Source organism: Halomonas litopenaei, from assembly GCF_003045775.1.
GTDB classification, from domain to species: Bacteria; Pseudomonadota; Gammaproteobacteria; order Pseudomonadales; family Halomonadaceae; genus Halomonas; species Halomonas litopenaei.
Map to the genome: position 1 here is coordinate 1 of NZ_PXNS01000021.1, position 13,945 is coordinate 13,945.

Here is a 13,945-nt window from a genome sequence, read left to right on the forward strand (position 1 = left end):
ATCTGACTCGGTGCTCTCCCCCGGCAGCGCCTGGCCCTGCTCCAGGGTGTCGGTGGCACTGCTGCCGAGGTCTACATCGGCCCCATCGGCGTCACTGTTGGTCTGCGCCCCGTCGGCCCCGCTCGACGCCGCTTCACTCGATGACTCGGACTGGGCTGCGGACATCCCGCTCTCGGAAGCGGATGGCTGTTGTTGAGTCGCTGAGGGCTCCTCGTCAGTAGCTGAGGGCTCTTGCTGAGTCGCTGACGGCTCTTCGTCAGTAGCTGAAGGCTCTTCCTGAGCAGCTGAAGGCTCTTCCTGAACAGCTGAAGGCTCACTCTGAGACGCCGGGGGCTCCTCTCCATCACACCCAACCAGCCACAGCGGTACGCTCAGTGCCACCAGGGCCGCCGCCATTCGAGGGGTCATTGCCATCGTCTTCTCTCCATAAAGCCTTTGTCCATGCGCCCAATCTCCATGATTGATCGCGCGCTATTGCACCAAAGCCACCCCGGCCACGCAACTTGCGTTGGCGCTGCAGCAAGCCGCAATCTCGCCTATCGGGCGACGTCTATGGCGGCTCCCGCCCTGATCATTCTCCCCGGGGTGAGGCCATGCGACAGCTGTCGGGCATGGTCAGACGCAGCGCCAACGGCATGACCCGGGCCTCGAACGCGCGCTGATAGCAGGCTTCGCCGTCCAGCGTCAGCGGCAGGCGCGCCTCGCCATCGGCTTCAAAGCGCAACCAGGCGCTGCGAAAGGCGTCGACGTACTGGCCATGGTAGGGCCTGGCCCGCAGTTCCTGCATCATTGCCCGAAGCTGGCGCAGCGAGCGGAAGTCACGCACCAGCAGCACGTCGAACAGGCCGTCGTCCAGTCGCGCCGCCGGCGTCAACTGCTGACCGCCACCGGCCTGGATGCCATTGCCGATACCCAGCAGAAAGATGCCCGCTCGACTCTCCCCACCATCCCAGGCCAGGTGGCCCTGGTAGAGCTGATAACGCCAGGCCTTGAAGGCACCGAACACCGAGTAGGCTCCCCCGCCCATCAAGCGCTTGAGCGGCTTCGGTGTCGATGTGGTGATCTCGGCACCGAAACCACCGGTGGCCATGTTGATGAAATAGCGATCATTCATCCTTGGCACATCCACCCAGCGGCTGGGCAGACGACAGGCGGCGTCCAGCGACGCTGCCTGGCCGAGCGGCAGGCCCAGGGACTTGGCCAGGTCATTGGCGCTGCCCAACGGCATGATGGCAAGCTCCGGACGCTCTTCGCGCGGCAACTGCATCAGCCCGTTGACCACCTCATGCACGGTACCGTCACCACCGCCGGCGATGACCCGCTTGACCCGATCGCGTCCAGCCTGGGTGGCCTGGCGTTCGCCGTCGCCCTTTTCCCAGGTGACACGCACGTCCACATCGAGGCCGCCTCGCCGACAGGCGAAGACAGCGCTTCGCACTTCCGGCAATTGCGCCGATTGTCCGTTGAGGATCAGCCGATTGGTGCCCGGCGGCTGGGTCATCCTGACGCTTCCTTTTTCACATGAGGTTCATGAAAGTCGCACATCCTCCCTGTGCGGCGCCTATTTCATCACATCCTTCCCCCGGCATGGAGGCCCGCAGCGGCGATCCGACACCTGCCGGCGTCCAGCCACGTCCTGCTGCCGACGCCGCACCTATGCTGTTGCGGGACGGGCACAATCGCAGCCATAGCGCTGACTTGACCCGTATTTCCCTTACAATTGATCAAGACACGCCCCCCTTTGCGACCGAGTTCCTGCATGATTGAACCAATTTTTGTGCTGACCGCCTTTGTTTCAGGCCTGGCCGCCATGGCCCTCAGACTACCACCCTTGGTGGGTTTTCTCGCCGGTGGCTTCATCCTCAATGCTCTCGGCTACGACGAAACGCCGGTCCTGACGCTGATCGCCCACCTTGGCGTCACCCTGATGCTGTTTACCATCGGTCTCAAGCTCAACGTCAAGACCCTGCTGCGCCCGGACGTCTGGGGAGGCGCCAGCCTGCATATGCTGGCAAGCGTCGTGCTGTTCGTAGGTATTCTGGCTGTCCTGAAGGCGATCGTCACCCTCGGCTGGCTGACGTCACCCAACGGTCTACTCGCTGGACTCGACCTGACGACGCTGCTGGTGCTGGCGTTCGCCCTGTCCTTCTCCAGTACCGTCTTCGTGGTCAAGGTCCTCGAAAAGCGAAGCGAGACCCATGCGGCCTACGGACGCCTGGCCATCGGTATCCTGATCATGCAGGACCTGTTTGCGGTGATCTTTCTCACCGCCTCCACCGGCAAGCTGCCGAGCCCCTGGGCCCTGGGCCTGTTCGCGCTGCTGCCGCTGGCGCCGTTGCTGCGGCGGCTGCTCGACCGCATGGGCCACGGCGAGATGCAGATGCTGTGTGGCGTGGTGATGGCCCTGGTGCTGGGCTACGGCCTGTTCGAGGCGGTCGGCGTCAAGGGGGATCTCGGGGCGCTGATCATCGGCATGCTGCTGGCGCCCCACCCCGCCGCCCAGACGCTGTCGCGCTCGATGTTCAATATCAAGGAACTGCTGCTGGTCGGCTTCTTTCTGAGCATCGGCCTTACCGCCCTGCCCAGCTGGTCGCTGTTCGGCATCGCCCTGCTGCTGGTGGCGCTGTTGCCGCTGAAGAGCCTGCTCTACCAGCTTATTCTGATGCGTTTCGGCATGCGCCACCGTACCTCGGTGCTGGCCACCCTCAGCCTGAGCAACTATTCCGAGTTCGGTCTGATCGTCGGCGCCATCGCGGTATCCAGCGGCTGGCTGGCGCCGCAGTGGCTGGTGGTGGTGTCGCTCGCGGTCGCGCTGAGCTTCGTGGTATCGGCGATCCTCAATGCCGTCAGCGAGCAGTTCTACCGCTGGCTCGAGCCACGCCTGCCACCGGTCGACGAGGCGTCGCTGTCCCCCAGCGACCGCCCCATCGAGGTCGGCGACGCCGAAGCGGTGGTGCTGGGCATGGGCCGTATCGGTCGCAGCGTCTACCGTCGCCTGACCAAGGAGTATGGACTCAAGGTGCTGGGGGTCGACTCCAATCCCAAGAGCGTGAAGATGCTGGCCGACAAGGGCTTCAATATCGTCGAGGGCGACGCCGTAGACTCGGACTTCTGGGACAAGATGCTGATGTCCTCTCAGGTAGAACTGGTGGTGCTGGCGATGCCCCACCATGCCGGTAACCTGTTCGCCCTGAAGCAGCTGCGAAGCCGCCACTTCCCGGGCAAGATCACCGCCGTGGTCGAGTACCTGGAGGAGATCGACACCATCCGCGAACTGGGCGCCCACGCGGTCTACCACGTCTACGACGAGGCCGGCCGCGCCCTGGCCGACAGCGCGGCGGAGGAAGCGGGAATCATCTCGCGTACCGAACAACTCGGCTAGGCGCTGTCCGAAAAGTCGACGAGCGAAGGTTAGACAAGGCAAAAATCGGTGAGACAGCGCAGTTTACGGGGTGTAAATGAGCATGTTGATCCGATTTTTAACGCCGTATTACCGAGCGCAGGCACTTTTCAGACAAGCCCTAGCAAGTGGCGCGCGCAGACCTGTGCAACACCCAGACGCGCTCGGCCACGGGGCTTGCCGTGGACAGGTCGGATGCGGATACTCGGGGCTCCCATGGCCAAGGCTCGTGCTCAAGGCGCGCGCCGAGGCCCTTTGCAAGCTCCACGACAAGGATGCATGGCGGTGGAAGACGTCTTTACCTGGCTGGGCGAGGCCCTTGGCACCCTGATTCGCTTTGTGGTCGATACCCTGGGCACCTTCTTCAACAGCATCGATGACGCCGCCGCCGGCTTTATCGACGGCCTGTCTCGCTCGCTGGGCATCGCACCGACCTTCTTCACCCTGGCGCTGCTGGTGCTGGGCCTTTTCTTTCTTTGGCGGGGTCTACGCGCGATCCTCACAGGCTCCCCCATCGCCGCCCTGCTGTGGGCACTGCTGGGCCTCTTGACCCTGGGCATGCTGCTGCCCTGACGCGGGACGGGCTTCAAGGCCAGCCGAGCCGGTAGCACACAGCACAACGCCGCCCCGAGGGGCGGCGTTGGCATTCATGACGGTGGCTCAAGCAGCGATCGTCGTCGCTACATCAGGCCAGCGCCTTTTCCACGATCTCGTAGACGTTGGGCGAGAGTTCCTCGCCACGGATGCGCTCCAGCTCGGCGCGCATCAGCGCCTGGCGAGCCTCGTCGAAGCGCTGCCAGCGGGTCAGCGGCGTGATGATGCGTGCGGCGATCTCGGGGTTCAGCCGGTTCAACTCGATCACCACGTCGGCCAGCAGGCGATAGCCTTCGCCATCCAGGCGGTGGAAGTTGACCCGGTTCTGCCCGGCAAAGGCACCGATCAACGCGCGCACCTTGTTGGGGTTCTTCAGCGAGAAGGCCGGGTGCTCCATCAGATAGCGCGCCCGATCCAGGGCGTCCGCCTGGGGGCGGGTCACCTGCAGGCTGAACCACTGGTCCATCACCAGCGGATCGTGGGACCACTTGCGCCCGAAGGCCTTGAGTGCCGGATCGGCGATATCCGAGCGGCTACTGTGGACCAGCAACGTCAACGCTTGGCGCACGTCGGTCATGTTGTGGTCGGCCTCGAACTGGGCCTGGGCCAGCTCGATCGCCACCTCGTCCTCGATGCTCATCAGGTAGGACAGCGCGACATTCTTCAGGGCGCGCTGGCCGATCTGCTCGGGCGTGGGCGCGTAGGCGGCGTCGCTCTGGTTGTCGCGATACAGTGCCAGCAGTTCGTCACGCAGCTCTTGCGCCAGCGACTGCTGGATGAAGGTGCGCGCGGCGTGGATGGCGTCGACGTCGACCAGCGGCTGCTGTTCGGCGATGTAGGCTTCGCTCGGCAATTGCAGCATCTCGGCCAGCACCGCCTTGTCGTCATTGCCTTCCTCGATCAGTGCGCGGAAGGCCTCGACCAGGCGCGTATCCATGACCTTCTCGACACCATTGCGGTGGGCCGCGATCAGATCATCGAGTGCCAGCAGGGTCAGCCGCTGGCCGGCGTCCCAGCGGTTGAAGCCATCGCTGTCGTGGGCCATCAGGAAGGCCAGATCCTCCCGCGAATAGGGGAAGGACAGCTTGACCGGCGCCGAGAACCCGCGCAGCAGCGAGGGCACCGGAGCCTCTTCGATATCGGTGAAGATGAACTCCTGCTCGTCTTCACGCAGATGAATCACGGCGTCTCTACCCAGGCTCTCGCCGTCCAGGGTCATCGACAGGTCGCGGCCGCTCTTGGTGCCGACCAGGCCCAGGCGAATGGGGATATGCAGCGCCTGTTTCTCCGGCTGGCCGGGGGTGGCCGGCGTGCGCTGACGCAGGATCAGGCGGTAGCGGGAGTTGGCGTAGTCGTACTCCCCGAAGGCGTCGATCTCCGGCGTACCCGCCTGGGAGTACCAGCGCATGAACTGCTCGAGATCCTGCCCGGACACCTCGGCCATGCAGTCGACGAAGTCCTCGATGGTGACCGCCTGCCCGTCGAAGCGCGAGAAGTACAGATCCGAGCCCTTGCGGAAGGTCTCCGGCCCCACCAGGTTGGACAGCATCCGCACCACCTCGGCACCCTTCTCGTAGATGGTCAGGGTGTAGAAGTTGCCGATCTCGATGTAGGAGTCGGGGCGAATCGGATGCGCTGTGGGGCCTGCGTCCTCGGCGAACTGGGCGGTGCGGAAGAACGACACTTCCTCGATGCGCTTGACCGGCGCGGAATTGACCTCGGCCGAGAAGCTCTGATCGCGAAAGACGGTGAAGCCTTCCTTCAACGACAGTTGGAACCAGTCACGGCAGGTAACGCGGTTGCCCGACCAGTTATGGAAGTACTCGTGGGCGACGATTCCCTCGACCCGCTGGAAGGCAGCGTCGGTGGCGGTGTTGGGGTGGGTCAGCACCGCCGCCGAGTTGAAGATGTTGAGCCCCTTGTTCTCCATGGCGCCCATGTTGAAATCATTGACCGCCACGATCATGAACAGGTCCAGGTCGTACTCGCGACCGTAGGCCTCTTCATCCCAGCGCATGGCACGCTTGAGTGAGCCCATGGCGTGGTCGGTCTTGTCGAGGTTTTCTTCCTCGACCCAGATCTGCAGGGTGACGTCGCGGCCGCTCATGGTGGTAAAGCGATCCTCGACCTTCTTCAGGTCACCGGCCACCAGCGCAAACAGGTAGGCGGGCTTGGGATGAGGATCGTCCCAGGTCACGAAGTGGCGGCCATCCGGCAGCTCTCCCCGCTCCACCGGATTGCCGTTGGACAGCAACACCGGCTCACGAGTCAGGTCGCCGATCACGGTGGTCGAGAAGGTCGCCATCACGTCCGGGCGGTCCGGGTAGAAGGTGATGCGGCGGAACCCTTCGGCTTCGCACTGGGTGCAGAACATGCCACCGGAACGGTAGAGGCCGGATAGCGCGGTATTGTCCTCGGGCGAGATCTCGACCTCGGTGTCCAGAACAAACGCCTCCGGCGCACCGGTAATCGACAGCCCCTTGCGGGTCAGTTCGTACTCGCCTTCCTCCAGCGGCTGGCCATCGATGGCGATGGCCTTGAGCGAAAGCTGCTCGCCATCCAGCCAAAGCGGTGCACCAGCCTCGCGCTCGGGATGACGCTCCAGATGCAGGCGTGCCTTGACGCGGGTGGTGCCAGGCGCCAGGTCGAAGGTCAACTCGGTGCGTGAGACAAGGTAGGCCGGCGGACGATAGTCGCTCAGATGGATCGGCTGGGGGTCGGACATCGGGGATGCTCCAATCAGAAAAGTCGACGATATTGTACGGGTACGGACGTGCCGGGCTCAAAGAACCGGCGCGACCCGGAGCACGTCGGAACCATCAGGCGAAACGGATCAAGGCGGAAGACGTCAGGACGAGGAGGCGGGCTCGGGCCGGGTCACGATCCAGATGGCAATCCCTATCAGCATGACGGTCAACCCAAGCTTCAACCACCACAGTGACACCGTGATCAACAGCACCACCACCGACAGTGACAGCATCGCCAGCGCCATCCACTTGGCATGACGGGGAATCGCACCGGATTCTTCCCAGGCCACCACCGCAGGGCCGAACCGAGGATGACTGCGAATCCAGCGAGCGAACCGCGGCGACCCCTTCGACGCCGCCCACACCGCCACCAGCAGAAAGCAGGTACTGGGCAACAGCGGCACGAAGGCCCCGATGACACCGAGGGCAAAGCTGGTCCAGGCCAGCAACTGCCAGGCCAGGCGACGGGTGGTGGAAATCAAGGGCGAACTCCGGCGGCGCACTCGCCACGCCAATTGGTCAAGAATTCACTTATTGAAACGCAGCGGGTGCGACGAGGCCAATCGGACGCCGCTATCAGGCCAGTAGCCTGCCGAATCCGCAGGGCCACTCGCCTCACGATGCCGGCAACAGAGACATGTCAGCCGCCGATCCTGTCAGTCGCGGAAATTGTCGAACTGCAGCGCCAGATCAGGGCCCTCATCAGCGCGCAGCAGTGCCATCACACTTTGCAGGTCATCGCGCTTCTTGCCGGTCACGCGTACCTTGTCGCCCTGAATCTGGGCCTGGACCTTGAGCTTCGAGTCCTTGATGCGCTTGACGATGTCCTTGGCTTCCTTCTGCTCCAGCCCCTGCTTGAGGGCGACCGTCTGACGCGCCTTGACGCCGGACAGCTCAGCGTCCTGAACGTCCATGATGCGCGGGTCGATGCTTCTGGCGATCAGCTTGTTGCGCAGGATGTCGAGCATCTGCTTGAGCTGGAAGTCGACCTCGGCGTGCAACGCCACGGATTCATCGGACAGCTCGAAACCGGCGTCGACACCGCGAAAGTCAAAGCGCCCCTGGACCTCACGGTTAGCCTGGTCCACGGCGTTCTGGGCTTCGTGGCGATCGAATTCGGACACAATATCGAAAGAGGGCATGCTCGCTCTGCTCCGCTGACAAAAACGCTAGTCTACCATCGACGGCGACCCGCAGGGTGTCACTACCGAGTCCTCCCCGGATGTCACGGAGGACGGCTCGGAAGGTGGTGTAGAAGACGGCGCCGAAGATGTCGCTGGAGCTGCCACGGAAGGTGAACCCCGAGGCACGACGGCAGGCTGCTCTCGAGACAGGCCCAGCGACTTGACCATGCGCCAGGCGGCACAGCCATCCTCGTAGTAGTCGTCGAGCCAGCAAGCCAAGCGAAAGCCCGCCCGTCGATAGAGGCCGAGAGCAACACGATTGTCGGCCCGCACCTCCAGCGTCATGCGCTCGCAGCCACGCTTGCACCCGTCACGCTCGAGCGCCTCGAGCAAGGCCTTTCCCACTCCTTGGCCACGCGCCTCGGGGGCCACACACAGCGAATAGAGGCGCGCTGCGCGGCTGTTGCGACGAAACAGCAAGGTACCGTAGCCGAGCGGCAAAACGGAGCCGGTGGCGTCCTCGGCGATCAGGGTCAGCCCATGGGCGCGCTGGAGCAGGTGGCGCAATTGGCGACGAGTGAAGCGGTCCCCCGAAAAACCGCGACTCTCCAGTCCCTCCAGGGCATCGAGATCGCTTGGGGTGGCCGAACGCAAGGCAAGTGGCATAGTGAGAGGTCCCGTCTCGGCAGCCCGACGCCCGACTCGGGCGACGTGTGTTATCTGTTGATTCTGTCTGGCCCACACGGCGCTGTCAGCCGCCGACAGAATGAATATTTTTCACTTTCTTGCCGTATTGCTTTGCCGCCAACCCAGGCGCATCCTGCCACCGTCGGCCCTGACCTCTACCCCGACTCGTGCGGTGTCCTCCGGCTTCGGGCTATCACCTTGTTTCGGCCTTGCTTCACCCTTGCTCCGCCATTGTCTCGTCCCAGTTTCGCCCCTTGTCTCGCCCCTATCTCGCCCCTTGCCGAGGAATTCTTGCGATGTGCGCCCTGCGTATCGTTGTCGACCGCCAGCGCGACTGGCAGCCCTACCACCCCAGTGACGATGTGATCGACGCCGACCACTATGTCGACGCCGCGGACATCGCCGATGCCAAGGCCACCTCGGGCGCCACCAACGCACAGGTCATCAACCTGTGTTCCGACCTCGGCTACCTGGGCCGAGGCTACTATGTCTCGCTGCTCGCCCAGGCGCGAGGCGCCAGAGTGATCCCCAGTGTCGATACCCTCAACTCCCTGCGCCGCAAGTCGACCACCGACATGCAGCTCGAGGGCCTTACCGGACTGCTCGATGAGCTGAGCCGGCCCGCTGCAGTCGAGCGACTCGGCGATGACGTCCATTTCAGGGTGCTGTTCGGCGAATGCGTCGAGCCCCTGCTGGCACGCGTCGCCCGCCGCCTGTTCGAGCGCCTGCCCTGTCCGCTGATGGAGGCGCGCCTGAATCGCACCGCCCAGGGCTATCGACTGGTGCGGCTGCGTCCGCTTGCGCTTGGGCGGCTTCATGAAGACGAGCAGGACGCCTTCGCTCGCGCCCTCAATCGCCATTCGCTGAAGATCTGGCGTACCCCCAGGGCGCGGAGGCGCTATCGCTTCGACCTGGCCATGTTGATCGACCCTGAAGAACACCTGCCGCCCAGCAACAAGGGCGCGCTCAAGCAATTTATCCGCGCCGGTCGGCGCCAGGGCATCAATGTCTCGCTGATCACCCATCGCGACAGCGCCCGGCTGGCCGAGTTCGACGCTCTGTTTCTGCGCCAGACCACCGCCCTCGACCACCCCACCTGGCGCATGGCCCGGCGTGCCGAACACGAAGGCCTGGTGGTCATCGACGCACCCCAGGACATTCTGCGCTGCACCAACAAGGTCTATCTGCATGAACTGCTTCGCACCCGGGGGGTCGCCGCTCCCGAGGGACTGTTGCTCAAGCGTTCGGATCGAGCACGTCTCCTCGAGCAGACGCAGGGGCTCAGCTACCCGAGGGTGCTGAAGGTCCCCGATGGCGCCTTCTCCCGTGGCATCGTCAAGGTGACGTCCAGCGAATCGCTGGCGCGGGAAGCCGATACCCTGTTCAAGAGCTCGGACCTGCTGTTGCTGCAGGAATGGCTGCCTACCGAATACGACTGGCGCATCGGCGTGCTCGACGGTGCTCCGCTGTTCGCCAGCCGCTACTACATGGCCCGTGGCCATTGGCAGATCTACGATCATTCCGGTGCTCGCACCCGCAGCGGCGGCTTCAGCAGCCACCCCATCGACGAGGTGCCGGCCGCCGTGCTGCGTGCGGCGCTCAAGGCCACCCGGCTGATCGGCAATGGCCTCTACGGTGTCGACCTCAAGCAGGTCGGCGACCATGTGCTGGTGATCGAGGTCAACGACAATCCCAACATCGATGCGGGCATCGAGGACAGCGTGCTGGGTGCGGCGCTCTACGATCGCCTGATGGAGGTCTTCGCCAGGCGCATGGAGGCGCGCCGACAGGCACGCTCGGCCAACACGGCTTCGCCCCAGGCGGGACGCCAGAGCCTTCCAGCCAATGATCCCGGCTGAGGCGGAAAGGCATATCCGGGCTGACGCCGGCGTCCGCCTCGGCTACCCTGCGCTTTTCACCAGACAGCGGGAGCCGGCATGAGCGAGCAGGACAGAAACACCCGACACAAGAAGGCCATGGAGAAGCTCAAGTCCCACGTCGACGCCAAGGTCGCCGCCGCCGACGAGGAGCGCGGGCTGATGCTGGTGTTTACCGGCAACGGCAAGGGCAAGACCACCGCCGCCTGGGGCACCGTCACCCGCGCCCTGGGTTACGGCTACCGGGTGGGCGTGGTGCAGTTCATCAAGGGACTGTGGGAGTGCGGAGAACGCGACCGTCTCGAGGCCGACGACAACCTCGAGGTGGCGATCATGGCCACCGGTTTCACCTGGGATACCCAGAATCGCGAGTCGGACACCCAGGCATGCCGCGAGGTCTGGCAGGAGGCCAGCCGCATGCTGGCCGACCCCGAGGTCTATCTGGTGGTGCTCGACGAGATCACCTACATGCTCAAGTTCGGCTACCTGGACATCGACACCGTGCGCACGGCCATCGCCAACCGGCCTGCCGAGCAGACGGTCATCATCACCGGGCGCAACGCCCATCGCGAACTGGTTGCCATGGCCGACACCGTGACCGAGATGCAGGAGGTCAAGCACGGCTTCACCAATGGCCTCAAGGCCCGCCGCGGCATCGACTTCTGAGCACATCCAACTCCGGCACGCGTCCCGTGCGACGATAGGCGCCTCGCGCCGCGTGCCACAAGAGCCGCTCGTCTCGACGACACAGAGCCCGACGATAGCCGGGCTCTGTTCCTTTTCACTCGCCGAGACCGGTCAGCCCTGTCCGGCGTTGGCCTCCCCCGGGTGCGCCGAGAGAGACCACGGCCCTGCAACTCAACCTGCTACTCCACCTGCAACTGGCCTTCATCGATCATCTGCTGCAGGAAGGTCGCCGAGTCCTGTCCCCCCATGTCGACGCCATTGAGGGTAATGACCTGATCGGCTTCGCCCCCTCCTGCGCCGATGCCACCGTCGCTCTTCACGTACAGCACGGTATTGCCGCTACCGTCCTCCTCGGCGTAGAGGTAGTCATTGACGCTTGCCTCGGTCGCTCCATCGAGTAGATCCGCCATCTCCAGGCGATCGGCCTCGGCGTCACTGCCGACCTCCCCCAGGGTAAAGTCATTGATCTCATCACTGGCAGGCGCAGCACTGGAGCCAGCGTCGCCATCATTCCAGGCGACCACATCGGCACCGGTGCCCAGGTCGATGATATCGTTGCCCGCGCCGCCATCGAGCGTATCGTTGCCCTTGCCACCAACCAGGGTGTCATTACCTTCGCCGCCAAGGAGGGTATCCCCCCCGGCGCCGCCGATCAGGGTGTCGTTGCCGTCGCCGCCGACCAGGGTGTTGATCCCGCCTTCATCACGCGACTCGTCAATCAGGTCATCGAGATTGTCCCGGATATAACCGATCATTTCGCCATCGGTGGGTTCGGTACCACCATTGACTCCCCACTTGACGTATTCGTAGAGCCCTTCGTAGCCCAGACCGTCATGCCCACCCGCGGTAAAGACCTCACCGGTGTCGGTATTCGTCCAGGCCAGGTGGTCACTGTTGAGCACATCGCCGATCAGGATGTCGTCGCCGCCTCCGCCCGACAGGACGTCATCGCCAAGTGCCAGAAGCCCTCCTGCGGCTTCCTGGATGGCACTGTTGAGACCGTCCTCGTCGTTGACGATCTGAACCTGGCCGACCGGATCATTAAACGTCGTACCGCCAATGGTCAGGCCTCCGGTGCCATCGACGTTGCTGTTATCGAAGTACTCAAGCGTTTCCTCGTTGATCCCGTTGCCGATGCCGATGGCGGCCACCTCGACATCATTGGCGACCAAGTCATTGAAGGCGGCGATCGATTGCGTCATCACCGCGGTGCTGTTGTTGCCTCCGGGGCCGCTGAAGCCACCTGAGCTATTGACATGGTAAGTCGGCTCGCCATCGGTCAGAAACAGCGCGAGGTTCTTGTAACCCGAGGTCGAGCCAGCAATACCTTCGAAGAACGTCTCGGATTCGTTGAACCCAGCCTCGTAGTTGGTGCCCCCGAAAGCCACCATGGCCTCGATATAATCAATGGCATCCTGAAGATCATCAGGGCCGAAGTTCTCAATGATCAGCGAGTTGACCGACAGGCCAGCGCCATTGACTCCAGGACGAACCAGGGAGTCAAAGTCCACGATCTGCAGATTGATGGTGCCGCCGTAAGTCTGGAGATGCTCCAGCAGGTTGTTCAAGGCGTCCTTGGCCAGCTGCATCCGCGTCTTGCCGGCGGTGCCCGACGCATTGCCCATGCTGCCCGAGCTGTCGATGATCAGTGACAGGTTGTAATTCTCCGGCTGCGCCTGGGCCACCCCGCCGGCGTCGCCGATCAGCACGTCGTCGCCATCACCACCGGCCTGTTCGCTGTTGTCGTTGTCATCCACGTACAGGGTATCCGGTGCCTCTCCGTTAAGGGTCAGGGTGCTCTCGAGCCGATCGCCGTCGCCATCGACACCGACCAGACCGAGGGGCACCTCGAAGTCCTCGCGCTGCTCGCCGCTGCGATGGTTGATGTCACCCAGTGACAGATCGCCAGGGGACTCACTGCCACTCTGCTGCGCCTCGATGGAGACCGCCTCGAAGGGGCGATCGTCACCGGTGCTCAGGCGCACCTCCCAGCCATCCTTGAGGCCGTCGACCTCAATGCCATCGCCGGTATCGACCAACGACACCCTTCCCGTGACATCCACGCCCCGAGCGTCGAACACCTTGACGTCATCGACGCTCAGATCCATGGCGGCACCGCTGGTCGCCCCTGGATCACCGCTGCCTGCGCCTTCAGCATCGAACACGACGGCAGAGAGCAACAGAGCGGCGGTGACGCCGTTGGTCACATGGACCTTCTGCGAATAGCTCGTCAGGCCGACGTGGTCCTGCCATTCAGGCGTCGTCCCGGAAGCGGTGATGCCCTTGAGCGCATCGATGCGCAGGGTCCCGTCGGTACCAAGGGCGATACAGCCGTCGCTATCCTGGTCGGTCGTTCCCGACAGCAAGAGGTCGTTGACCGCGACGTCATCGCCGGCGTGCAAGGCCAGATAGTCACCGATCGTCTGTGCATCTGCCGGGCTTGAGTCGAACGCCTCGCCATTGGTGATCGCACCGATCACCTCGACGCTGTAGCCGTCACCTGCTGCGTTGAGCGTGACGCTGAAGCCGTCCTCGGCACCGTCGGCGCTTTCGGCATACAGCGTCGTTCCATCAGCGCTCAAACGATAGCTCAGCGGCTTGCCGTCGACTCGCAGCGCGTTGCCCTGGCTATCCGTCGCCGGCTGTCCGTCGAGGGCGGCGGCAAAGACCACCTCCCCGACCCCATCGGCTCCGACGTTGGGCCCGAAGTCCAAAGTGCCGTTGCCACTCTCCAGGGCGTGCTCCGCCTCGGAGAACACCTGGGGCACGTCATCCTTGATGTCGATGGTCAGGGTGGCCGGATCACTGGCGTCACCGTCGGAGTCGGTC

General features: G+C 63.9%; 10 protein-coding genes. 4 read left to right on the forward strand and 6 right to left on the reverse strand.

What is annotated here, in order from left to right; genetic code table 11:
• Window positions 1-571: 571 nt before the first annotated feature.
• A complete protein-coding gene (gene yegS / locus C6W88_RS20580) occupies window positions 572-1,501 on the reverse strand; it encodes a lipid kinase YegS (RefSeq protein ID WP_045993797.1) in 930 nt (309 codons plus the stop codon).
• Between the two features lie 258 nt (window positions 1,502-1,759).
• Here yegS and C6W88_RS20585 point away from each other — a divergent pair, with 258 nt between their 5' ends.
• Together C6W88_RS20585 and C6W88_RS20590 are read left to right on the forward strand one after the other, a co-directional pair.
• The gene (locus C6W88_RS20585) at window positions 1,760-3,382 is read left to right on the forward strand and encodes a cation:proton antiporter domain-containing protein (protein WP_197037166.1); all 1,623 of its coding nucleotides are present in this window, start codon (window positions 1,760-1,762) and stop codon (window positions 3,380-3,382) included.
• 297 nt (window positions 3,383-3,679) lie between these two features.
• Entirely contained in the window at window positions 3,680-3,973 is a 294-nt protein-coding gene (locus tag C6W88_RS20590; protein WP_045992573.1) for a hypothetical protein, read from the forward strand.
• 112 nt (window positions 3,974-4,085) lie between these two features.
• Here C6W88_RS20590 and pepN read toward each other — a convergent pair whose 3' ends face one another.
• The 4 genes from pepN to C6W88_RS20610 form a co-directional block, all read right to left on the reverse strand.
• Complete coding sequence (gene pepN / locus C6W88_RS20595) at window positions 4,086-6,719, reverse strand: aminopeptidase N (protein ID WP_108133841.1); 2,634 nt, start codon at window positions 6,717-6,719, stop codon at window positions 4,086-4,088.
• A 123-nt stretch (window positions 6,720-6,842) separates the two neighbouring features.
• On the reverse strand, window positions 6,843-7,223 hold the full coding sequence (locus tag C6W88_RS20600) for a YbaN family protein (protein WP_231498735.1): 381 nt from the start codon (window positions 7,221-7,223) through the stop codon (window positions 6,843-6,845).
• A 174-nt stretch (window positions 7,224-7,397) separates the two neighbouring features.
• Window positions 7,398-7,883 carry a YajQ family cyclic di-GMP-binding protein gene (locus C6W88_RS20605; protein ID WP_108133842.1) on the reverse strand — a complete coding sequence of 162 codons (486 nt, stop codon included), beginning with the start codon at window positions 7,881-7,883 and terminating at the stop codon, window positions 7,398-7,400.
• 27 nt (window positions 7,884-7,910) lie between these two features.
• On the reverse strand, window positions 7,911-8,531 hold the full coding sequence (locus C6W88_RS20610) for a GNAT family N-acetyltransferase (RefSeq protein WP_108133843.1): 621 nt from the start codon (window positions 8,529-8,531) through the stop codon (window positions 7,911-7,913).
• Window positions 8,532-8,848: 317 nt separating this feature from the next.
• Between C6W88_RS20610 and C6W88_RS20615 the strand changes: the two genes are divergently transcribed.
• The gene (locus C6W88_RS20615; RefSeq protein ID WP_108133844.1) at window positions 8,849-10,411 is read left to right on the forward strand and encodes a RimK family ATP-grasp domain-containing protein; all 1,563 of its coding nucleotides are present in this window, start codon (window positions 8,849-8,851) and stop codon (window positions 10,409-10,411) included.
• A gap of 78 nt (window positions 10,412-10,489) precedes the next feature.
• Window positions 10,490-11,095: a cob(I)yrinic acid a,c-diamide adenosyltransferase gene (gene cobO / locus C6W88_RS20620; RefSeq protein WP_045992569.1), complete on the forward strand. Its 606-nt coding sequence runs from the start codon at window positions 10,490-10,492 to the stop codon at window positions 11,093-11,095.
• Window positions 11,096-11,295: 200 nt separating this feature from the next.
• On the opposite strand, the gene C6W88_RS20625 is transcribed toward cobO, so the two are convergent.
• On the reverse strand, window positions 11,296-13,945 hold a 2,650-nt coding region (locus tag C6W88_RS20625), incomplete at its 5' end, for a type I secretion C-terminal target domain-containing protein (protein WP_146164692.1).